The sequence below is a fragment of the Nonomuraea sp. NPDC049714 genome (assembly GCF_044465295.1).
In the GTDB taxonomy this organism is placed as follows: domain Bacteria; phylum Actinomycetota; class Actinomycetes; order Streptosporangiales; family Streptosporangiaceae; genus Nonomuraea.
In genome coordinates this window covers 297,452-318,966 of the sequence record NZ_JBITLM010000003.1, presented here as the reverse complement: position 1 = coordinate 318,966, position 21,515 = coordinate 297,452, and the positions used below count along the sequence as shown (strand labels likewise).

General features: G+C 68.9%; 23 protein-coding genes and 1 riboswitch. Of the genes, 7 read left to right on the top strand and 16 right to left on the bottom strand.

All coding sequences use genetic code 11. The features are described from left to right. Nucleotides 1-20 precede the first annotated feature (20 nt). From ACIBQX_RS14740 to ACIBQX_RS14725, 4 genes are all read left to right on the top strand, one after another. Nucleotides 21-536, top strand: a complete 516-nt coding sequence (locus ACIBQX_RS14740) for a DinB family protein (RefSeq protein ID WP_397004471.1) — start codon at nt 21-23, stop codon at nt 534-536. Between the two features lie 69 nt (nt 537-605). Continuing rightward, the gene (locus ACIBQX_RS14735; RefSeq protein WP_397004469.1) at nt 606-1,682 is read left to right on the top strand and encodes a DUF6745 domain-containing protein; all 1,077 of its coding nucleotides are present in this window, start codon (nt 606-608) and stop codon (nt 1,680-1,682) included. Between the two features lie 10 nt (nt 1,683-1,692). Then, nucleotides 1,693-2,130 carry a hypothetical protein gene (locus tag ACIBQX_RS14730; protein ID WP_397004467.1) on the top strand — a complete coding sequence of 146 codons (438 nt, stop codon included), beginning with the start codon at nt 1,693-1,695 and terminating at the stop codon, nt 2,128-2,130. A 165-nt stretch (nt 2,131-2,295) separates the two neighbouring features. Beyond that, nucleotides 2,296-2,907, top strand: a complete 612-nt coding sequence (locus ACIBQX_RS14725) for a hypothetical protein (protein ID WP_397004465.1) — start codon at nt 2,296-2,298, stop codon at nt 2,905-2,907. 80 nt (nt 2,908-2,987) lie between these two features. Here the strand turns inward: ACIBQX_RS14725 and ACIBQX_RS14720 are convergent, their stop codons facing one another. The 11 genes from ACIBQX_RS14720 to ACIBQX_RS14670 all read right to left on the bottom strand — a co-directional run bounded on the left by ACIBQX_RS14720 (nt 2,988) and on the right by ACIBQX_RS14670 (nt 12,012). After that, nucleotides 2,988-3,296 (bottom strand): hypothetical protein, encoded by a 309-nt coding sequence (locus ACIBQX_RS14720; protein WP_397004463.1) that lies wholly within the window; start codon nt 3,294-3,296, stop codon nt 2,988-2,990. 208 nt (nt 3,297-3,504) lie between these two features. Further along, nucleotides 3,505-3,735 (bottom strand): DUF397 domain-containing protein, encoded by a 231-nt coding sequence (locus tag ACIBQX_RS14715; protein WP_397004461.1) that lies wholly within the window; start codon nt 3,733-3,735, stop codon nt 3,505-3,507. Further along, nucleotides 3,726-3,956, bottom strand: coding sequence for a Scr1 family TA system antitoxin-like transcriptional regulator (locus tag ACIBQX_RS14710; protein WP_397004459.1), 231 nt, complete (start codon nt 3,954-3,956; stop codon nt 3,726-3,728). The genes ACIBQX_RS14715 and ACIBQX_RS14710 overlap by 10 nt, the downstream gene beginning before the upstream one ends. 513 nt (nt 3,957-4,469) lie before the next feature. Continuing rightward, entirely contained in the window at nt 4,470-5,099 is a 630-nt protein-coding gene (locus ACIBQX_RS14705; protein ID WP_397004457.1) for a hypothetical protein, read from the bottom strand. Nucleotides 5,100-5,320: 221 nt separating this feature from the next. Beyond that, a complete protein-coding gene (locus ACIBQX_RS14700; protein ID WP_397004455.1) occupies nt 5,321-5,536 on the bottom strand; it encodes a hypothetical protein in 216 nt (71 codons plus the stop codon). A 647-nt stretch (nt 5,537-6,183) separates the two neighbouring features. Further along, the gene (locus ACIBQX_RS14695; protein WP_397004453.1) at nt 6,184-6,846 is read right to left on the bottom strand and encodes a hypothetical protein; all 663 of its coding nucleotides are present in this window, start codon (nt 6,844-6,846) and stop codon (nt 6,184-6,186) included. A 345-nt stretch (nt 6,847-7,191) separates the two neighbouring features. Then, entirely contained in the window at nt 7,192-7,812 is a 621-nt protein-coding gene (locus ACIBQX_RS14690; RefSeq protein WP_397004451.1) for a GNAT family N-acetyltransferase, read from the bottom strand. A gap of 5 nt (nt 7,813-7,817) precedes the next feature. After that, nucleotides 7,818-7,905: riboswitch (SAM riboswitch) on the bottom strand. A 74-nt stretch (nt 7,906-7,979) separates the two neighbouring features. Continuing rightward, on the bottom strand, nt 7,980-8,873 hold the full coding sequence (locus ACIBQX_RS14685) for an endo alpha-1,4 polygalactosaminidase (RefSeq protein WP_397004449.1): 894 nt from the start codon (nt 8,871-8,873) through the stop codon (nt 7,980-7,982). 32 nt (nt 8,874-8,905) lie between these two features. Beyond that, on the bottom strand, nt 8,906-10,234 hold the full coding sequence (locus ACIBQX_RS14680; RefSeq protein ID WP_397004447.1) for an ABC transporter substrate-binding protein: 1,329 nt from the start codon (nt 10,232-10,234) through the stop codon (nt 8,906-8,908). Beyond that, nucleotides 10,235-11,116, bottom strand: a complete 882-nt coding sequence (locus ACIBQX_RS14675; protein WP_397004445.1) for a carbohydrate ABC transporter permease — start codon at nt 11,114-11,116, stop codon at nt 10,235-10,237. Next, nucleotides 11,113-12,012 carry a carbohydrate ABC transporter permease gene (locus tag ACIBQX_RS14670; protein ID WP_397004443.1) on the bottom strand — a complete coding sequence of 300 codons (900 nt, stop codon included), beginning with the start codon at nt 12,010-12,012 and terminating at the stop codon, nt 11,113-11,115. Before ACIBQX_RS14670 ends, ACIBQX_RS14675 begins: the two co-directional genes overlap by 4 nt. Before the next feature lie 258 nt (nt 12,013-12,270). Here ACIBQX_RS14670 and ACIBQX_RS14665 point away from each other — a divergent pair, with 258 nt between their 5' ends. Continuing rightward, the gene (locus tag ACIBQX_RS14665) at nt 12,271-13,575 is read left to right on the top strand and encodes an alpha-glucosidase/alpha-galactosidase (RefSeq protein ID WP_397004441.1); all 1,305 of its coding nucleotides are present in this window, start codon (nt 12,271-12,273) and stop codon (nt 13,573-13,575) included. On the opposite strand, the gene ACIBQX_RS14660 is transcribed toward ACIBQX_RS14665, so the two are convergent. Together ACIBQX_RS14660 and ACIBQX_RS14655 are read right to left on the bottom strand one after the other, a co-directional pair. Next, nucleotides 13,568-14,359: a DeoR/GlpR family DNA-binding transcription regulator gene (locus ACIBQX_RS14660; RefSeq protein WP_397004439.1), complete on the bottom strand. Its 792-nt coding sequence runs from the start codon at nt 14,357-14,359 to the stop codon at nt 13,568-13,570. The genes ACIBQX_RS14665 and ACIBQX_RS14660 overlap by 8 nt on opposite strands. Further along, nucleotides 14,356-15,693: an alpha-glucosidase/alpha-galactosidase gene (locus ACIBQX_RS14655; RefSeq protein WP_397004437.1), complete on the bottom strand. Its 1,338-nt coding sequence runs from the start codon at nt 15,691-15,693 to the stop codon at nt 14,356-14,358. The genes ACIBQX_RS14660 and ACIBQX_RS14655 overlap by 4 nt, the downstream gene beginning before the upstream one ends. A gap of 110 nt (nt 15,694-15,803) precedes the next feature. Between ACIBQX_RS14655 and ACIBQX_RS14650 the strand changes: the two genes are divergently transcribed. Beyond that, on the top strand, nt 15,804-16,724 hold the full coding sequence (locus tag ACIBQX_RS14650) for a DNA-3-methyladenine glycosylase family protein (RefSeq protein WP_397004435.1): 921 nt from the start codon (nt 15,804-15,806) through the stop codon (nt 16,722-16,724). Between the two features lie 57 nt (nt 16,725-16,781). Next, on the top strand, nt 16,782-17,603 hold the full coding sequence (locus tag ACIBQX_RS14645) for a GNAT family N-acetyltransferase (protein WP_397004433.1): 822 nt from the start codon (nt 16,782-16,784) through the stop codon (nt 17,601-17,603). Here ACIBQX_RS14645 and ACIBQX_RS14640 read toward each other — a convergent pair whose 3' ends face one another. The 3 genes from ACIBQX_RS14640 to ACIBQX_RS14630 are packed head-to-tail and all read right to left on the bottom strand — an operon-like array spanning nt 17,604 to nt 21,492. Then, nucleotides 17,604-18,890 (bottom strand): SUKH-4 family immunity protein, encoded by a 1,287-nt coding sequence (locus tag ACIBQX_RS14640; RefSeq protein ID WP_397004431.1) that lies wholly within the window; start codon nt 18,888-18,890, stop codon nt 17,604-17,606. It abuts the gene before it with no gap. 50 nt (nt 18,891-18,940) lie between these two features. Then, nucleotides 18,941-20,194 (bottom strand): hypothetical protein, encoded by a 1,254-nt coding sequence (locus ACIBQX_RS14635; protein ID WP_397004429.1) that lies wholly within the window; start codon nt 20,192-20,194, stop codon nt 18,941-18,943. Nucleotides 20,195-20,220: 26 nt separating this feature from the next. Further along, a complete protein-coding gene (locus ACIBQX_RS14630; protein WP_397004427.1) occupies nt 20,221-21,492 on the bottom strand; it encodes an ABC transporter substrate-binding protein in 1,272 nt (423 codons plus the stop codon). Nucleotides 21,493-21,515 lie beyond the last annotated feature (23 nt).

The following is a 21,515-nucleotide window of genomic DNA, read 5'->3' as shown; positions in this document are numbered from 1 at the left end:
TTGAAGTAGCGTCAGCGTCCATGACACCTCCTCGCAGCCGCCCACCCTTGGTGGCGGACGAACGCACCCAGTTGGTCGGCTGGCTCGACATGCAGCGCGCGATCGTGCACTACAAGTGCGAGGGGCTGTCCGAGCAGGACGCCCACCGGCCCGTCCTGCCGGACTCCCCGCTGATGACGATGGCGGGCGTCGTCTCCCACCTGCGCTGGGTCGAGCACTGCTGGTTCGAGGTGCTGTTCCTGGGCCGGCCCGCCACCGGCCCCCAGTTCGACGAGGACGGGCCCGAGGACGCCGACATGATGGCCGACGGCGTCCCGCTCGCCCGGCTTCTGGAGGAGTACGAGCGGCAGTGCGCGGTGTCCAACGAGATCGTCGCCGCCCACTCGATGGATGACGTGGGCAAACATCCGGACTTCCGCTCCGCCCAGGCGTCGCTGCGCTGGATGCTCATCCACATGGTCGAGGAGACCGGCCGGCACGCCGGCCACCTGGACGTCATCCGGGAGCTCATCGACGGCGAAAGGGGTTACTACTAGACAGATGGCGTGCCGATCTGTCACCATCTGCGGCATGATCAATGAAAGGGGCGCTGTCGCCCCCCTCCGGTGAACACGCTCGTGCAGCGGGAAGCTGCCGAGATCCGGGAAGAATGGATGGGCTGCGCGCTGACGACGCGGCCCGCCGACCGTCCGGCCGCCGAGGCGGCCATCTCCGGGCTCTATCGCCTGATCGGGTACGCCCCACCCCGTTTCCACTGGGTCTCCTCGCCGCTCATGGCCCTGGAGACCGTCCCGCCGGGCATCCGCCCCGCGGAGAGCATCGAACGACTGGCCGACTGGCCGGTGACGCGCGCCTTGATCTCCCTCATGCAGACGCTCTGCATGGGGCTCAACGGCCGGCTCACCTGGGCCCAACGTCCGCTGGACCAGCTGATCGGCAGGGTGGTCCGCGCGCCGCTGGCGCGGTCCGTCGACAGCGCACTGACGGAAGCACTCCTGCAGCGGCGGGAGTCCCGCTACGACCCGGCCGACCGCTGGTACGCGGCCCAGTCACCGTCCTGGATCGCCCATTACGACGGCCTGCGCCGGGCGGTCGGCGTGGTCTTCACACCTGAGCAGACCCATCAGCTGGACCTGTGGGCCGCAGCGGTCCGATCGTGCGGCTGGTGGTGGCCCCGCGAAGGCGTGTGCGTCGTCTCCGAGCGGCCCGTCGCGCTGCACACCGAGCCGGGGGACGACATCGGCGAGGTAAGGCTGCACCGCGCCGACGGCCCCGCCATCCGCTACACCGACGGCTGGGACGCGCACGCCTGGCACGGCAGGCGGGTGCCCGCCTGGGTGATCACCGATCCCAGCGTCGAGCGGATCGCCCGCGAGCCCAACGTCGAGATCAGGCGGTGCGCGATCGAGCGCCTCGGCTGGCCGGCCTACATCGAGCAGGCCGGGCTGCACCTGGTCGCCACCGCACCGGACCCCGGCAACCCCGGCTCACACCTGCGCCTGTACGACATGCGCGCCGAGACCAAGGTGCTCATCGCGGTCAACGGGTCGGTCGAACGCGACGGGCGCCGCCGTCAGTACGGGCTGACCGTGCCGGGCTTCCTCCGCGACCCCGTCGACGCCGCCGCCTGGACGTACGGGCTGTCCGCCGAGCAGTACTCCCAACTCCTCCGCCGAACCTGAGGTGATCTCCATGACCGTGACACTCGCATCGCTCTCTCAGCAGACCGGACTCGCCGTGCTCGACCACCTTGAGCAGTCGGTGCGCATCCCCGTCGTCGACGGCCTCCAGGCCCAGGGCGACCTCATCGTCATCCCGCTGGCCATGCTCGCCCCGTCCGTGCGCGCCTGGCCGGACGGCCCGTGGACGGACGTGCCGCCCGAGGGCGTCGAACTGCTCCGCGGCGGCTCCGGCGGCAACCCGCACACACTCGTCGCCGAACCGGGCACCTGCCGGTGGACGACCCGCGTGACCGACCCCGACTGGCTGGCGATCGGCATCTTCGAGGCCTCCGCCCCTGTTTACCTGCTGCATCCGGAGCACGGGGCGTCGGGATGCGCGCCGGGGACGTACGTGGTCAGGCGGCAGCGCGAGCGCGAAGGCCGGCGCGCCCGCCTGGTCGCGGACTGACCTCCAGGACTTCGCCACGGCGTTCCCTACTCCGCAGGTCGTAGAGAGCCTGCCTGCTACGACCGGTGAGGTAGGCGGAAGAGCCTCCGCCGGGCTGACGACGACGACGATCCGGCACGGCAGCATGTCCACTGACCGATCCTCAACGGGAAGGACGAATCGACAATGCTGTTCGTTGAGCTGCTGGTGCCCAGGGGCGTTTTCGATGAGGAAGAGCGCCGGAGGCTCGCCGGGCGGCTGACCGGGCGGCGTCTGCTGTCGGCCGCGGACGGGGAGGCAGTGGACGCGGATCCCGGCGTGATCGACCTGTTCGACTCGCTCACTCACGTGGTGGTGCGCGAGGAGGATGTCTGGAGCGGGGGCGGGCGTCTGCTCGACGCCTCGCAGGGTCCCTGGTACGTGGTGAACGTGATCGTCGGAATGTGGGGGAAGGAGATGGGCGGGCACCTCATCTCCCGCATCACCGCGGAACTGGCGGAAGCGGAGGGAAATCCCGAACCGCGGGCCGTGGTCCACGTGATCAGCCTTCCCGAGGGCGGCTACGGCCTGCGCGGACGAGCTCAGCGCTCCTCCGACGTCCTGCGACTGATCGAGGAGGCCAAGACCGGCCCCTCGGCCCCGGTCCAGGACGGGATGATCGTCGATCCGGTCTGCGGCGCGACCGTCCCGCTCAAGGATGCCGTCATCCTGGAGCGCGACGGGCAGACCCATGGCTTTTGCTGCACCCACTGCCGCGGGCACTTCGTCAAGCGGTCGAGGGGTGCGCAGGCGTCCTGACGGCGCTCGCGGCCCACGCCGGGCAGAGAACGACCCCCGGTCGCATCGATCGGGGGTCGTTCCCTGCCTGCCGGTTCAGGTCAGCACAGGCCGGCGCCGTCGAAGTTCCTCGGGCCGCGCGGCACCTTGCTCGAGATGGTGTCGCCGGCCCGCGCGGTCTGGCAGCTTCCGTCGACGCCGTGCGCCCAGACGATCTTGAGGTTCATCGTACGGCCACAGTCGTTCCTGGCGTAGCCGGTCTTGGTGATGGTGCCCGTGTTCTGCCAGACGGTGACGCAGGACGGGGCGTTGCCCGTGGGGATCGCGGACGCGGCTGCCGCGCCCTGGAGCGCGAGCAGGCTGAGGGCGACGCCGGTCGTGAGGATGGCGCTGCGGAAGGCTGTGTGCATGGTCGGCTGGACCCCTTCTCATCGGCAGTGGATGAACGCTCGCGAGAGGGCCGCGAACGGCGGCCACAGCGGCGCGACGGATGCCGTCGACCGCTCTGGCTACACGGGGTGATTTTAGCGATACGCACTGTTGATCGCCGACCGTATGCGCAACGTTGTGGCCCGCCATTCGCTGTCCGGGGCTTTGTGGCGGGTTTGTGGGTGAAGGTCAGCTGCGGTCGAATTCGTGGGCTTTGACGCCGTTGAGGAAGGCGTCCCATTCGGCCTGGGTGAAGAAGAGTTTGGGGCCGTCGGGGTCTTTCGAGTCCCGTACGGCGATCAGTGTGTCGTCATGACCGGTGTCCGCTAACCCGGAGGTCAGCTCTGCGACTTCGACGCAGTTTCCGCCGTTGTCACCGGAGAAGGTTGACTTGCGCCACCGTGCCTTGCTCAGGTCCATCGTTCCTCCGCTGTCCTCTTGATGAGCTCAAGCGACATGCTCAGCGGCAACGCCTCGGTGCGGATGGCCTCGAAACGCTCGATCGCCGCCGTGACGTCGTCCTGATCGTTGGTGGTCAGACCTCGGACGGCCGTCTCCGCATACAGTACGTCGATCCCGCCCTCCAGTGTCGCGAGGGCGAAGCCGTCGGGGCGGACGAGCCGATCGCAGTTCGTTGGCAACTGTCAAAACGCCAGGATGTCCTGGCGTTTTGACAGTACAGCGTCACAAGATGAACGGTGAGAGGTGATGAAGGGCCTTGGCTGCCGCATCTACGACTGCGGTCGCCGCTGGAAGGTCGTCGCGAACGCTGTCCTCGTCGATCCAGGTCGTCGTAGTCGGATACTCGCTTTCGTGCCGAGTCGTACGGATACGGTCGACCGGGCGGAGGATCGCTCCCATGGATGCGCCGAACTGCGCGCGGGCGGCATGCTGAACCGCTAGGTGGCCACCGGTCGTCGTGGCACGTAGGCCCTGGATCTGGAGGAGCGCCGCCAGGGACTTGCGAACCGCGTCATGGAGGGCCGCGTATGCGAGATGCGGATCCGTGCGGGCGAGAGCCTGGGCGCTGAGTAGGTGTTACCTGGCGGTCGACAGCATCCGTTCGGCGAGCTCGGTATCCGCGACCACCTGGGTGAGCTCGCGCCGCTGAAGCATGCCGACGATCTCGTCCCTCCCACGGGCCCAACTCACCATCAGCTGTCTCCGAGGAAGAGGGGCACTGTCACCCGTGGGCGGTTGTGGAGTTCACGGATGAATCCGTCCTCGTTCGCCTGCCATCGGGCGCTGGTGATGATCACAGTGTTGACTTCGCGCGCGAGCCTGGACCTTGCCCGTGCCGTGGCGTCGTGGAGATCGTCGCGATCGGGACGGCCGATGACGAGAAGGTCGATGTCCACCGGGGCGGGGCCCGGCTCTCCACGCATGCGTGCCGCCCACGAGCCGAAGACAGCGGCTTCCTCGATCCCTTCGATGTGGGCTAGTTCCTCGGCGAGGACCTGTGCGGGGCCCAGAGTGATCGTGACGAGGTCCCGCAACGGCTCATAAAAGGGGGCCGTCTGGTTGGCCCGCACCAGTTTGGTGCGCCCTACGTGGCGACTGGTCAGGATCCCGGCTTGTTCGAGCTTGAACACCTCGCGGGTCATGGTGCCACTGTCGGTCCCGATGGCCTCGGCCAACTCGGTGACAGACTGCTCCCCGCCACCCACGTACGTGTGCGTCAGAACCGCACAAGTGATCTGGGAGCGGAAGATCGGGAAGATCGGGGGCGGTGGTCGCTGCATGCCTGGATCCTTTGCCAGAAGCATGCGTGATGAAGTGATCACGCTCCGTAAATTACTGTCAAAGAGCCAGGATATTCTGGCTCTTTGACAGGATAGCTCTCCGTGCGCTGAAAGCGGTCGTGTGGTTGCTCCTCTGAAACCGTGCAGGCGGTCCTATGTCACTGTGGCCCTCGAAAGGCCGATGAGGCTGTTCTCTTCTCGATCATGTGGCGCTTGAATGAGCGGCGAAGGTCTGCTTGGGATGCCGAAAGTCAGGGGGTTGGTTAGCCCCAGGGGGCGCAGATGACATAGACGGTTCCGTTGGCTGAGTTGGTTGCCCTGACTTCCCAGCCTCGTGGATCTTTGGACACGCCGAATACGGGAAGGCTCTGGTAGGCGTGGCCCGCACCGTTGTTGATCTTGTAGCCACCGCCGGTCGCGGACTGGCCGGGGTCGCACATGGCCGCGCCGGAGCCGCCGATGATGGGAGCCTCCTTCACTTCGGCCCCTCTCACTCCTCCGGGATCACCCTTCTCACCCCTGGGTCCCTGTGCTCCCTGGAGCCCCTGTTCGCCCTGGGGGCCGGTCTCCCCCGCGTCGCCCTTGAGGCCTTGCGGGCCGGTCTCCCCCGCTTCGCCTTGGGGCCCGGCGGGGCCGCTGTCACCCCTGGGCCCTTGCTCGCCCTGCGGTCCAGCGGCTCCCACCGGGCCGGCCGGTCCTTCGGCACCCCACTGGACGGCAACCTCGGTGAAGAGACACCCGGCTCCCGGGTCGACTATCCGAGCAACGCGGGTGATCTTGCTGACACAGGCATGAACCTGAGGCGTGGCAGACGAGGCGGTAGCCATACCTCCTATCGGTAACAGTGCTGCCGTCAGCGCACCCACTGATGCGAGCGTGGCCAGGCGCCTGCTCTTCCCGACGTCCATAGCGACTTCCCTTCTTGGGGCGATCTGTGCTGTTGACATCGATCCGCCCTCTGACGGGACGGGCCGGTGTCTCCTTTGGATCATGTCGCTGGACTACCGTCAAGATCGGAATACGTACCGGAAGTCGCTGAGCTGCCGGCCTCGGAGCTCGTCACCACCGCCCTCACGCACGGCGCTGTCGGCACGAGCGTCACCCGAATGAGGAGGGTGATCAAGTATCAACCCGGCGACCGGTCCCTTAGTGCCTGTTCCGCAGAAGTTCCTGAGGAGGACGAGTGGGCGAGGCGATCCTGAACGAGTCGCTGCCGTTCCGCCGATAGGCGGCGAACATTCATGGCCTGCTGCAGAAGTTCAGCATCGAACCCGTGCACGCTCATGTGGTCGAGGAGAGGTTCATATCGATCAGGGCGATCTCGCAGGAGTTCTGTGACCAGCCGTAGTTCCAGGCGAACCACGGGGATACGGTGAGAGCCACACTCGACCAGGACGTAGTGCCGCCATGGGCCGCGGCCGACGCATTCCATCCCGTCTGAGTCGGCTTGCTTCTCAACGGTGCTCATGCCCACGTCCACCCCGTCCACGTCGTAATTGACGTAGTACTGCGAAGCTTCGGGGAGCCAAGATGCAGCGTGAAGGCAGGGAAACGATGAGAGAGCGGCGGCAAACGTGTCCACGTTCTCTCGTTGAGCCACCAAGAGGTCGATGTCTCCGACCGGCAGGTGGACGCCCTGCAGAAGAGCAGCGCTAGTGCCGACCACGCGATATGCCGGACTGGGATCCACGGCTTTCAGAGCAGTGAGCGCCGTGGTCAATGCGGTGGTCACGTCCGCCAGTTGGAGAGATGGTTCGCCGCCGCCCATAGTGATCAGCTTATCGATCATGATGCACAAGAACAGGCTTCCGGAAGCCTCAACTCAGCAGCTCTTGCTATCTCTAGACGACGCGCCCCCGGAGCGGAAGGTCACCGTCCATCTCGGTCCTTCGTGCCCATCGGGCCGGCGTCGCCCCTGTCCCCGTCTTCACCCGCGGCGACGGGCCCTAATGAGCATGGTCCAGGGTTTCTGCTGCGGCTTTATTAATTGTCGCTGGATGACTCTGCGACCTCCTGAGCTGTGAGCGGGAGGAACAGGAGATCGGGCCGCTGGGTGTTTCTCTCGTGGGTGTGCTGGGGGAGGGGGCGGCGACCGTGCGTGCGTACGCGGGGCGGAAAGAGGTGCACAGCTTTGTCATGGATCGGTGACTTCGAGGCGGGCGTGCAGGGACGACTTGACGGCGGGCCATTCGGTGTCGATGACCGAGAACATGGCGGAGTCGCGTAGCTGCCCCTCCTCACCGGGGGCCCACGATGGTGACCAGTTGCGCAGCACGCCCTCGAAACAGGCGCCGAGGCGTTCGATCGCGTGGCGGGAGCGTTCGTTGCGGGCGTCGGTCTTGAGGTCCACGCGGGTCACGCCCAACGTCTCGAACGCGTAGGTGAACAGCAGGAGCTTCGCCTCGACGTTGATCCCGGTGCCCTGGGCCGAGGCGGCGAGCCAGGTCCAGCCGATCTCGATGGCGCGGAGCTCCGGTCGGGCCGGCCAGGTGCGCGGGTTCCAGAAGGCGGTGCAGCCCACCGCCATCCCGTCCGCCACTCGAACCTGGGCGAAGGGGATCAGTCCCTCGCGTTCGCGGGCGAACTGCGCCGCCAGGTAGGCGCCCATCTCGGTGGCCCGTGGCACCAGGGTGTAGGCGTAGGAGGAACGATCCTCCTCTGCCGCCCGTACGAGATCCGCCGTGTGACCCGCGGTGAGCGGTTCCAGTCGTACGAGCGATCCGTGGAGCACGGGAACGTCAAGCCGCGGCCGCATGGCTCTCCTCATCGTTCCTGGCATTGGCACCTTCGCGCAGGCAGGTTGCCGGATCGTCGCCGGGCCAGGTCCCTCGGATCCTCTGGATGAAGCCGCCATCCTCTCGGCCGTCCGGGGATCACGTCAAGAAGGCCCGGTCGTGCGGGGCGGCGCACGACCGGGGATGGCTATCGGCAGGCGACTCGGTACGCGTCCAGTTTCAGTTTCTTCTTCAGCGAGTTGAAGTTCTGGGCGTTGGACTTGGTGCAGAACTTCGAGGTGGGCAGCTCGTACTCGACCGTGAACACCGCCTTGCCCGCCGCGACGAACCGGTCGTAGCCGTAGTCGCCGTTCTGCTTCGTCGTGCACTCCTTGTACTGCCAGCACTGCTCGTTGAGCGCCCAGTCGAAGTACGGCAGCAGCGCGGGGATCTGGGCGAGGTCGTTCTTCAGACCGGCGGACAGGCCGCGGGTGTGGGCCTCGTTGGCCAGCCATGCGTTGTAACGCAGCTGGTCGGCGGCGTCGAGGTCGAAGCCGGTCTCGTTGGTGTAGCCGTCGACGTTGTCGAACTCGACCGCGTCGAAGCCCTTGGCCTTGCACATGTCCAGGCGGGCTCGCATGACGTCGCCCAGGGCGCCGGTGTACTTGCGGATGTCGAGCCAGCGCTCGCCCTCCCACTCCTCGTCGAGCGGGTCGCCGAGCACCGAGGCGGGGAAGTCGCCCTCGTCCTTCCGCCAGTCCTCGTACGATCCGGCGCTGATGTAGCAGACGACCTTGCGGCCCGCCTTGGTGGCGTGCAGGCGGCGCACGGTCGCGGCCGTGGCGTCGAAGCCGTCGATGTCGTACATCGTGACATCGCTGAACGGTTCCTTGGGCACGGACGCGAGCTGCCACTGCCAGCTCGTCCTCAGCGCGGGCCGCCAGCAGCCGGGACAGGGGACGGGGGCGGGCAGTTCGACCTTTTCGGAGGCGGCGGTGGGCGCGGGTCGCGCCTGTGTCCGGGTCTCCGCCTGGGCCGTCCCGGTCAGTGCGACGGTGCAGAAGGCGGCCAGCGCCGCGATCAGATGCCGGGGAAGTCGCATGCTCTGCCTCTCGCTAGGGGGGACTCATGATCTCAGCCTCCCGCGAACAGGCCGTTCACTTGCTGGTTCGCCGCTGTCAGGGCGGTCTTGGCGTCCTTCTGGCCGAGCCAGACCTCGTCGAGCGCGGTGCCCACGATCTGGTTGATCTCGTCGCCGTGGTCGCTGACCGGCAGCAGGAACGTGCCGTCCTTCGCCTTGGCCTCGTCCACGAACAGCTGCACCTCCCGGCCGGCCTTCTCGTGCGCGGCCAGCACCCGCTCGGTGGCGCTGAGGATGGCGGGGAAGACGACGGCGTTGTCGGCGACGATGTTCTGGCAGTCGGTGGAGCCGAGGAACTTCACCCACTTCCAGGCGGCGTCCTTGTGCTCGGTGCCGGCGTAGATCACGTCGGCCAGGCCGTTGAAGGAGGACTTGCGGCCCAGCGGGCCGGTCGGCAGCGGGGCGAAGGCGAACTCCTGCTCGGTGGCGTCCAGGTACGTTTTGATCATCCAGGAGCCGGTGATGCCGAGCGCGGCCTTGCCGGAGGTGAGCACGGCGTCGGTGCCGAGTGAGCTGGTCTTGTCGTACGACGGGGTGTAGCCCTTGTCGGCGATGCTCTTGTACCAGGTCGCGGTCTCGATGAGCTTGGGGTCGTCGTAGAAGTACTTGGTGCCGAACGGGTTCTTGTCGATGAAGGAGAAGCCGTTGGAGACCGCCAGGTTGCCCCAGCTGTTCTGGCCCAGGGAGCCGTCGTTCAGCTCGGGGGCGTAGCCGTGCACGGCGATCTTCGTCTTGTCGAAGCCGGGCTCGTCGCCGCGCTTGCCGGCGGTGTCGACGGTGAGCTTGGCCAGGGCGTCCTCGAAGGTGCCGCCGTCGTCCGGGTTCCAGGTCAGGTCGCTCAGGTCGACGCCGGCCTCCTTGGCCTGCTTGACGTTGTAGACGATGGCCATGGTGTCCCAGTCCTTGGGCAGGCCGTACCTCTTGCCGTCCTTGACCCACTGCTCGGCCAGGCCGGGCCAGTACTGGGTGAGGTCGACCTTGTCGGCGGTCACCATCGGCTGCAGGTCCAGGAGCTGGCCGTTCTTCACGAACTGGGGATAGAACGACGCCTGCATGGTGATCACGTCCGGGGCGTCGCCGGAGACCATCTGGGTGGTGAGGTTCTGCCAGTACTGGTCCCAGGCGCTCTGGGTGATCTTGATGGTGATGTCCGGGTTGGCCTTCTGGAAGGCGTCCGCGCACTGCTGGTAGGCCCCCTGCTGCACGTCGTCCCAGAGCACGTAGTTCAGCGTGACCCCGTCGCCGGCGGACACGCCACCGCCCCCGCCGCATGACGCGGTGAGCACCACGGCACTCACCGCTATGACCAGCTTTTTCATCATTTATCCCTTCATGCCGGAGAACTGGATCGAGTCCACGAGCCGGCGGCCGAAGAAGGCCACCAGCAGCAGGACCGGGATGACCGACAACGCCGAGCCCGCCATCAGGCCGGTCCAGTCGGGCGCCGTGTTCGGCGACTGCCTGAGGAAGACGCCGAGGGCCGCGGTGAGCACCCGCGACTCTTCGCCCGGAGCCACCAGCAGCGGCCACAGGTAGTCGTTCCAGGTCCAGACCGCGGTGGTCAGGGCCAGGGTGAGCAGGGGGCCCTTCGTCATGGGCAGCACCACCCGCCAGAAGACGGTCCATGCGCCCGCGCCGTCGATGAGCGCCGCCTGCTCGACCTCGCGCGGGATGCCGAGGAAGAACTGGCGCAGGAAGAAGACCGCGAACGGCGTCATGAGCAGGGTGGGCGCCACCAGCCCCGGCAGGGTGTTGAGCCAGCCGAGATCCTTGACCAGGACGAAGTTGGGCAGCAGGGTGAAGATCGGCGGCACCATCAGCGCCGCGACGAACACGCCGAACAGCGTGTCCCTGCCCCGGAAGCGCAGCCGGGCGAAGGCGTAGCCGGCCATGGCGCACATCAGCGTCTGGACGATGGTGATCAGGCCGGTGTAGAGGATGGAGTTGCGCAGGTAGAGGAAGAAGTTCAGGTCGGCACCGGAGCCGCCGGCGGCCCGTGCCTCCTCCCGGCTCACCAGGCCGAGCACCCGCTGGAAGTTGATGAGCGTGGGGTTGTCCGGCAGCAGCGTGGCGTTGTCGGCGCCGAGTTCCCGGCCCGGGGTGATGGCGGTGCGCAGCATCCAGTAGAGGGGGAACAGCGAGATCAGCAGGGCCGCGATCAGGCAGAGCCACGCCACCAGGCGGCCGATCTTGGGCAGGTTCACGTGAGATCCGAGGTGGAGGCGCGCAGCAGGCGCAGCTGGATGAAGGTCAGCACGCCGAGGATGAGCACCAGGCTCAGCGCCAGCGCGGAGGCGTACCCCATCTTGAAGTGGGTGAACGCCTGCTCGTAGATGTAGAAGTAGACGACCCGGGTCGCGTTGACGGGCCCGCCCTTGGTGGTGACGGCGATGGTGTCGAAGAGCTGGAAGGAGCCGATCAGCGACACCACGAGCACGAAGGCCAGGATGGGCCGGAGCAGCGGCATCGTGATGGAGAAGAACTGGCGCACCTCGCCGGTGCCGTCGATCGCCGCCGCCTCGTAGATCTGCGGCGGGATCAGCAGCATGCCGGCGTACAACAGCAGGGCGGTGTAGCCGACGCCGCTCCAGGCGTTGATCACGGCCACGCTGGGCAGCGCCAGGTCGGGCGAGGTCAGGAAGCCCTGGTTCTCCATGCCGAGACCTCTCAGCACATGGTTGAAGAAGCCCAGGTTGGCGTCCAGCAGCCACATCCACAGCAGGGCGGTGGTCACGCTGGGCACCAGCCACGGCACCAGCAGCAGGGACCGGATCAGCAGCGACCGGGTGAGGCGGTGCAGCAGCGCCGCCAGGCCGAGCCCGCCGACGATCTGCAGCGTGATGGTCAGCACCACGTAGTAGCCGGTGACCTTGAGAGCGTTCCAGAACAGCGGATCGCTCACCAGGGTCGCGTAGTTGTCCAGGCCGACGAAGGCCGGGTCGGACAGCAGGTTCCAGTCGGTGAGGGAGTACCACGCACCGCGAATCGCCGGGTACAGGTAGAAGACGGCGAAGGCGAGGCACACCGGGGCGAGGAACCCGATCGCGACCCTGCCGTCCCTGCGCTGTCTACGGAGGGTCGCTGTCTTCTCTAGCGTCATGGCCGTCATCGTCGCGGCATCTCCAGACTTCCTGGACGGCGGGATGGAGTCCATCTTCGCCACTTTCAAAACCTTGTCAATACCTTCGATGCGAAACGCGATGCGAGCGTTATGCGAGGTCATTTCGCAAGACTTGACAAGTTATCGAAGGTGCTGGGAGCGTTCCTGCCCATGGCCGCTACGTGGGGCGGTGGTTTACGGCACCCGAGCCGCGGGGGGCACAGCGGCACAGCCGACCTGGGAGGAAGTCGTTCCAGCATGAGAAACCCGAAGATCGTCTTCATCGGCGCGGGCAGCGTGGTGTTCACTCAGGGGTTGCTCGCCGACCTGCTGGCCTACCCGGAGCTGCGGGAGATCCGCGTCGTCCTGCACGACATCGACCCCGAGCGGCTGCGCGTCGCCGAGGCCGTGGCCCACCGGATCGCCGCCGAGCGAGGGGCACGCCCCGAGATCACCGCCGAGCCGGACCGCCGGATCGCCCTGGACGGCGCCGACTTCGTCATCAACATGATCCAGGTCGGCGGGCACGACGCCACCGTCACCGACTTCGAGATCCCGGCCCGCTACGGACTGCGCCAGACGATCGCCGACACCATCGGCGTCGGCGGCGTCTTCCGCGCGCTGCGCACCTTCCCGGTCCTGGACGCCATCGCCGCCGACATGGCCGCGGTCTGCCCCGACGCGCTACTGCTCAACTACACCAACCCGATGGCGATGAACGTCTGGTACCTCAGCGGCAAGGTGCGCAACGTCGTCGGCCTGTGCCACTCGGTCTACTGGACCATGCAGAGCCTCGCCGAGCTGGTGGCGGTGCCGTACGAAGAGATCACCTACCTCGCGGCGGGCGTCAACCACCAGGCGTGGGTGCTGCGGTTCGAGCGGGACGGCGAGAACCTCTACGACCGGCTGGACGCCGCCATCGACCGCGACGCCGAGCTGCGGCGGCGCGTCCGGGTGGAGATGTACCGACGGCTGGGCCGCTACCCGACCGAGACCAGCGAGCACTCCGCCGAATACCTGCCCTGGCTGCTCCGGCACGACGCCGAGATCGACCGGCTGCGCATCCCCGTGGATGACTATGTGGGGATCAGCGCGGAGAACGTCCGCGAGTACGAGCGGACCCGCGAGGCCGTCCGCACCGGCGCCGAGCTGCCCGTCGAGGGCACCGAGGAGTACGCGCCGCAGATCATCCACAGCATCGTGACCGGCACCCCGCGGGTGGTCTACGGCAACGTCGTCAACGGCGGCCTGATCTCCAACCTGCCGCCCGACTGCGTCGTCGAGGTGCCCTGCGCGGTGGACGCGGGCGGCGTCCGGCCCACCCGCGTCGGCGCGCTGCCGCCGCAGCTCGCCGCGCTCAACCGCACCTACGTGAGCGTCAACGAGCTCACGGTACGCGCGGCGCTCGAAGGACGCCCCGAGCATGTCCGGCACGCGGTCATGATCGACCCCAACGCCTCGGCCACGCTGTCACTGGACGCCATCTGGCGCATGTGCGACGACCTGACCAAGGCCCACGGGGACCTGCTGCCGCCCGAGCTGCGGACGAGCCTGCTCAGCTAGCCAGCTCCACCTTCAGGCCGCGCTCGCGCAGGACCGCCACCAGCGCGGGATCGGCCGCCTCGCCGGTGATGAGCAGGTCGATCTCCGACAGCGCGCAGATCGGCGCCATGCTCGTCACCCCGAGCTTGGCGGAGTCGGCGACCAGGATCCGGCGTCCGCCGCAGCGCAGCATCCGCTGCTTCATCTCCGCGTCGGGCAGGTTGACGTTGGTGATCCCGTCGTCGGGGTGCACGCCGCCGCAGCCGAGAAGGACGGTGTCCACCCGGACCCCCTCGATGAGCTTCCCGCCGAGCGGATCCACCAGGGAGTGCTGCTGGCGGCGCAGGCTCCCGCCGGTCAGCACGACGGCGAACCGGGGCAGCGCCGGCTCCAGCTCCAGCGCGGTGCGCAGGCCGTTGGTGAACACCGTGACCTCGGTGAGGTCGGCGCGCGCCACCAGCTCCCTGGCGACGTAGGCGGTCGTGGTGCCGGCCCCCATCATCACGCTCTCGCCCGAGCCGACCAGCCGCGCGGCGGCCCTGGCGATCAATGCCTTCTCCACCGCGGCGGTGCCCAGCGACAGCTCGAAGGACGGCTCGGTGCGCGGCGGCGGACCGGCCGCCACCGCGCCGCCGCGCACCCGCCGGATGCGCCCCTGCTCCTCCAGCGCGTCCAGGTCGGCGCGCACCGTCACGCTGGACACGCCGAACGCCTCGGCCAGCTCGGCCACCCGCGCGAACTCCTGCTCCATGATCATGCCGAGCATGCGCTCACGCCGCACCTCCGTCGGCACCGACTCGGTCATGAGCGGGCGCCAGTGGGACGGCCGGTGGAACGGCCCGTGGCACGGATCGCCTCAGGGAGCAGGTCGCCGTGGGCCTCGATCAGCTCCTGGCACAGCGCCTCGATCGCCGGCAGCGGGAGGGTGGCCGCGGTGTTCGGGTCCAGCATCGCGGCGTGGTGCACATGGCGCGGGTCGCCGTCGAGCACCGCGCGCACGGTCAGCTCGACGACATTGAGGAAGGTACGGTTCAGCGCGACCAACTGGGGAGGCAGCTCGCCCACCGGCTGCGGGTGCACCCCGGCCGCGTCGACCAGGGCGGGCACCTCCACGCAGCAGCTCTCGGGCAGGTTGCCGATCAGGCCCCGGTTGCGCACGTTGACGTAGACCTCCTTCTCCTGGCCGGTCAGCATGGCCAGGATGGCGGCGGCGGCCGGCTCCTGATGCTGCCAGCGCACCAGCAGCGGCCGGCCCGCCGACAGCGCGCGCCTGGTCTCCTCATACTGGTGCAGGCTCCGGCCGGCCCGGCGCAGATACTCCTCCACCGGCACGCCGAGCCGGGAGGTCTCCGCCGTGTGCCGCATGAACCACGGCACGTACTCGGCGGCGTGCTCGCTGGACTGTGTGGGGAAATGGCCGAAACGGCGGTACATCTCCACCCGTACGTGCTGCTCCAGCTCCGGGTCCGCCTCCAGCACCGCGTCGAGCTCCGGGTAGAGCGAGCGGCCGTCGGCCTCGAAGCGCAGCACGAACGACTGGTGATTGACCCCGGCGGTGAGGAACCGCACCTCGTCCAGGCCACGGCCCACCAGGTCGGCCAGGTAGGCGTGGGTGTCGCACACCGCGTGGCACACGCCCGCGAACCGCTCGAACGTGGTGCCCTCCTGCACCGCCCAGCCCGTCATCGCCATCGGGTCGCTGCAGCTCAGCAACCACGCGTCCGGGCAGAGCTCGGCCATCTCCCGGCCCAGCTCGACATAGACCGGGATGGTGCGCAGGCCACGGAAGATGCCGCCGATGCCGATCGTGTCGCCGATCGTCTGACGCAGGCCGTAGCGGTGCGGGATCTCGAAGTCGCGCAGCGTCGCCTCGAAGCCGCCCACATGGAGGTAGCCGACCACGAAGTCGGCGCCCTCCAGCGCCTTGCGCCGCACCGGGCAGACGCTGATCACCGCGGCCGATCCCGCCTCGGCGTCCAGTGCCCTGACGAGCGCCTCGGCCGTCGCCAGATGACCGGGGTCGTCGTCGTACAGCACGATCTCCAGCTCGCCCCGCAGCGCGGGGGCGAGGAGCAGGTCGGAGACGATCCTCCGCATCAGGTCCACGTCACCGGCGCCGATGAAGACGATGCGTGCCATCCTCACCTCCCACGCGATTCGTGGGCCGAACACTACTTCACCCCCAGCATGGCCGCACCCGGAGGCAGGTGGGTGTGCGGGGGTGAGGTCGGGGCGGGCAGCATGGGCGCATGAGGATGCATGAGTTCGCGCTTTCCGCTGACGGGCCGTTCGATTTCGGCGCGTCGCTGCGTTTCGTGGAGGACTGGCCGGCCACCAGCGCGTTGCCCTCCGACGGGCGGGCGCTGCGGTTCGGCTACTGCGCGGAGGCCGACTGGCTGCCGATCGGCGTGCGGGTGACGGCCGCGCCGGGCGGTGTCGCCGTGGCCACCACGCGGGCCACCGGGCGGGAGATCAGGGGCGAGGTGGCGCGGATCCTCTCCCTCGACGTGGACGGCGGCGGCTTCGCCAGGCTCGGCGAGGGCGACCCGGTGCTCGGCGACCTGCGGCGGCGCAGCCCCGGCCTGCGGCCGGTGTGCTTCTGGAGCCCATGGGAGTCGGCCTGCTGGGCGGTGATCGTACAGCGATCGTCGATGCTCGTCGCGTCCAGGATCAAGCAGCGCATCGCCGAGCGGTACGGCGCCGAGGTCACCATCGACGGGCAGGTGTACGCCGTCTTCCCGCCGCCCGTGACGCTGCTGGAGGCCGGCGGGCTCGGCCTGCCCGCGCAGAAGGAGGAGTGGCTGCGCGGGCTGGCCCGCGCGGCGCTCGACGGCGTGCTCACCACCGAGCACCTGCGCGCGCTCCCCCCGGAGGAGGCGCTGGCCGAGCTGCGCGCCCTGCCCGGCGTGGGGCCGTTCTCGGCGGGGCTCATCCTGATCCGCGGCGCGGGCGCGCCGGACGCGTTCCCGGGCGACGAGCCGCGCCTGTTCGCGATCCTGCGCGAGGCGTACGGGCTGCCGGAGGACGCGCCCAAGGCCGCGTACCGGAAACTGGCCGAGGCGTGGCGGCCCTATCGCTCCTGGGCGTCCTTCCTGTTCCGGGCGGCCACGTACGGCGGGGGTGGACAGGAAGTGGACAGGAAACGAGCTGGAGAGTGGACAACCCCTTGAGAGAGCGTGCGGGCACATCGCGCATGAGGGGTCATGAGGGGTCATGAGGGGAACGGCATGGAAGACCTGTCGAGCGCTCTCGCCGAAGGCGTCGAGGCGGAGTTCATGTACCAGCTGGAGTCGATGGCGGCGCCGTCGGTCAAGGTGGAGCTGGGGATCGCCACCACGCGCATCGGCGGCGGGGTGGCGTTGTCGATCCGTCACGACGTCACCGGGTTCTGGAACAAGGCGCTGGGATTCGGCTTCGAGGAGCCGGTCACGCACGATCTCATCGGCCGGGTGCTGGACTTCTACCGCTCGCAGGGCAGCACCGGGACCACGTTCCAGATCGCTCATTCGGTGCTGCCGCCCGACTGGGACGAGATCCGCGCCGCCTTCGGCCTCCGGCCGGCCTCGCACTACGTGAAGCTGGCCTGCCGGGTGGAGGACTTCTGGCCCGCCGAGAGCAAGCTGGTCGTCGAGCGCGTCCGCCCCGAGGACGTGCGGGAGTGGGCGGCGGTCACCTTCCGCGGGTTCGGGATTCCCGAGGAGGGGTTCACCGAGATGCTGGCGGCCACCTATGACCATCCGGGCTTCCACCCGGTGGCCGCGTGGGACGGCGACACGATGGTCGCCACCGCCAATCTCTTCGTCCGCGGCGAGGTGGCCTCTCTCAACTCCGGCGCGACGCTGCGCGAGCACCGCAACCGGGGCGCGCAGTCGGCCCTGTTGACCATGCGCGCCGAGCTGGCCGCGGACCTGGGCTGCAGCTGGCTGGTCGCGGAGACCGGGATGCCGTCGGAAAGACGCGCCAACCCCTCGCTGAACAACATGCTGCGCTCGGGCCTGCGCCCCCTGTACAGCCGCCGGAACTGGGTCTGGGAGCCGGACGCCGGCTGATCAGCGCACCTCGTACGATCTGCCCGTCCGGAGCGGTCGGAGCAGGAACGTGCTGCCCTCGCTCTCCGGGATCCCCATCGCGAGCCCGGTGCCGGCCAGGACGTCGGCGATCAGGTCCCGATCGCCGGCCCACTGCAGCGCGAGCTCGTCGACCAGGTCGCCCCGGGCGTCGAAGCAGGACGTGTGCGCCTGGGTGGTCCAGAAGAGGGCCTTGGGCGACTCCCCGGCCGCGGTCAGGTCGTGGACCGTCTGCCAGCCGCCGGAGGAGGTCGGCCAGAGATCGGGCTCGGCGAGATAGCCGTGCGCGGCCAGCCGGTCCAGCGCGCTCACGATCCGGCACAGATCCGAGGACCGGTCCGTGGCCAGGCAGGTCACGACGCCTTCCTCCGGCTTGGCCAGGCCGTGGACGGCGGCGAAGAGCGCGTCCATCGCGGCGTCCGCCTGCTTGCTCAGCTCGTCGGCGTCCATCTCCAGCAGCGCGTCATAGTCGTCGTTCCGCTCGGACTGCCCCGGAACGGAGAGCACCAGGCCCTCCCGGGCGAACACCGACTGGATCCTGGACGACAGCCCGCCCCGCCACGCGAGGGCGACATCCTTCACCAGCGCCCCATCGGGCGTGAAGTGGTCACCCACGGCCGGGCTCAGCAGCCCGCTCGTCCCGATGTCGGTCGCGAACCGCTCGGTGTCGACGATCTGCCAGCCCTCGTCCTCCAACCGGCCGAGCGCCCGCTCGTAACGGTCCCGGTCGGAGTGCGGGCGATCCTCGGCGAGCTGGTGGTCCATCACCATGGACCACCAGGCTTCGGCGTCGGCGAAGGCCACGGGATCCAGCGCCCGCAACGACCGCCACAGCTCTTCGGTGTGCCGCCGGCCGGCGTCCGGGGACTCACCGCCCACGGCGCGCCGGCGCAGCTCCAGCCGGAGGAGGAACGTCAGGAAGTGGCCCAGCGAGCTGTTGACCTGCTCCGCCCGTGGCTCGTCGTCGAACGTGAGCAGCCCCACGGCGCCACTGCGAAGGTCGAGGAAGTAGCGCGTCCCCCGGTCACCCGGCGTCCCGCCGAGCACCAGGACGTCGACCTCCCCGGCGCCCGTCTGGAACACCACCGGCGACCCCACCGCCGGCTCCCCGACGACCGAGGTGGTGAACGCCAGGTCCGCCCGCACCGGTAACCCGACCTGGCCCAGGATGGACGCGTCCTGTTCCGAGAGGCCCCGGAGCCGCTCGGCGTCCATCAGCAGGAGGCCGTCGGCGCCGAACGCTTCGACCAGCTCTTCGTGGGTAACCACGGCACCTCGTCATTGTGGACGATCGCGGCATGCGACGTCAGGCTCGGAGATCAAGTGCCGCAAGCGTAGTCGCTGTCCCGCCGCCTCCCACCCTTATCGATCAAGCTTGCCCGGACGGCCACGTCGAGGGTGCTCTTCAGCTCGGCCTCGGGCACGAAGTGGCCGAAGGTGTCGTTGGCGAAGAAGGAGACGCCGGCCACGGACGTGGCGTGTGCCGCCAGGACCTCCCGCTGGTAGAGATAGGTACGCCGGTCGTCGAGGTAGGTGCGATACCAGTACCACGGGTCGACGAAGTCCAGGCCGAGCAGCGGGCGAGGGCCGTTGAGCGCGGCCTTGCTGAGCAGGTTGGGGACGATCTCGGTCCGCTCGACCAGCACCGCGAAGGTGCTGACCAGGATCGCGTCGAGACTGCGGTAGGCGGCGTCGGTCATGCCCCAGGCGGAGCGTTCGACGTCGGCCCGCCAGTAGGTGTCCATCCAGTAGACCTGGCGCTCGCCCATCGCCTCGCGCAGGCGCAGGAAGAACCGTTCGATCCCGGCCGTTCGCCCGGGGGTGAGCGGTGGCGCGTTGTCCGGGTGCCAGAACCCGATGAGGCCGAACTGGTTGCCGAGCATGACGCCGTCCAGCCCGAAGTCGCGGGTGAAGGCGGCGGTCTGGGCGGCGACGAAGTCCCCGGCGAGCAGCCCGGACGGGATGCCGCCGGGGTAGGCGGCGTAGGTCCGCGAGTCGGCCGACAGCAGGGCGGTCACGTCGATGACGCCCGGCACCAGGTGGCCCCCGGCGTCGGCGGCGCTGGCCGCCACCTCCGGGTGCAGCGAGGTCTTCCACTCGCTACGGCAGAACTCGGGACCGGGCTCCAGGTACTCCAGCAGGTTCACCCGGAGCCCGCGCCGCTCCGCCTCGGCCCGCACGGCGGCGTAGATGCCGGCCAGGACGTCGTAGTCCATCGGCTGCTCGGACAGGGCGAACATCGGCCCGGCCGAGTACGGATTGGCCGATCGCTCACCGCCGTCGCGCACCCGCGTCAGCCAGTCGAGATTGTGGGCCCGCGTCATGGCGGCGGGCCCGCCGGGGCCGAGCGCGAAGCAGTTGTAGCGGGCCCAGTCGAAGCGCTCCCGCCGGCCCGCCAGGCCCCGGTAGTTCAGGATGTGATCGCCGTTGCCCGCGCAGAACACCAGCGTGACCGGCCGGTCCGCGAGCCAGTCCGCGTGGTGGTCGAAGAACGCCGCCACACCGGGCGCGGGCTCCCGCAGGTCATCGAAGATCTTGGGGGTGATCCACAGGCATGCTTCCATGGCGCTCACCGAGGTTCCTCCGGTCGGTGTGGTGGTCACTTGGTGGCGGCGAACGCCTTGTCCATCCGGGAGAGCACGGTGGGCACGTCCACCGTCCCGTTGAACAACTCCTGGATCGAGGTCAGGTGCTCCTGCTGGACCTTCGCGTTGGGCCAGGACTGGTCCGGGTAGAGCGTGGAGCGGCCGGACTCGACGGCGTCCAGCACCGGCTGCTGCAGCGCGTCGGCCTTGAAGGCGGGGCTGGTCAGCGCCGGGCTGCTGCCCGAGGCGGTGGCGTACAGCGCCTGGCCTTCCGGCGAGGCGAGGAACTCCATGAACTTCTTGGCCAGGGCCGGGTTCTCGGCCTTGGCGTTGACCCCGTAGACGATGCCCACCGACACCGGCACGTGCGTGCCGTCGGCGCTGTCGGTGGCGGGGAACGGGGTCATGGAGAACGTGGTGCCCTGGGGCGCGTACTCGATCGCGGACTGGACCGCCGACAGCACGTGCACCACGCCGAGCGCCTTGCCCTGGCCGAACATCCGCATCTGCTCGTCGTAGCCGACGCCGTTGGGGCTGTCGTTGAAACAGCCCTCGTCGCGCATCTCCAGATACTTCTCCAGCGCCTGCTTCCACGCGGAGTCCGCGAAGGCGGCCTTGCCGTCCAGCTGCCGCTGGGTGAAGTCCCGGGTCGGACCGTAGACCAGGGAGGCGGTCAGCGCGTAGGGCACGAGCTGGGTCACCCAGGCCGACTTGAGGCCGAGCGCGAACGGCACGACCCCCTTGGCCTTGGCGTCCCGGCAGAACGCCAGCACCTGCGGCCAGGTCGCCGGCTTGGCCAGCCCGCTCGCCTGCAGCGCCTGGTCGTTCCAGACCGCGCCGATGGCGCCGATCGTCACCGGGACCGCGACCACCTTGCCGGCCGGGTCGCTGGTGACGGCCTTGAGGTCCGCGCCGAGGCCGCCGGCCCAGCTCTCCGCCGACAGGTCCATCAGCATGCCGTCCTTGCTCAGGTCGCGGACGGCCATCGTGTTGCCGCCGCCCGGCCACATGCGGAAGACGTCCGGCGCCGTTCCGGAGGAGAGCTGGGTACGGATCTGCTGCTGGTAGGAGGCGTCGTCCTCGGTGAAGATCGTCTTCACGGTGACGCCGGGATTGGCCTTCTCGAACGCCGCCACGGCGGCCTTGGCGGGTCCCTGGCCCGCGGCGGCCAGGGTCAGCACCTTGTCCGCCGAGGCCGCGCCGGTGGCGCCGCCGCCCGAGGTCGAGCAGGCGGTGACCGCGACGGCGAGGCAGCACGCGGACGCGATCGTTCGCACAGACTTCATGACAGAACTCCAGGGGGTGTGAA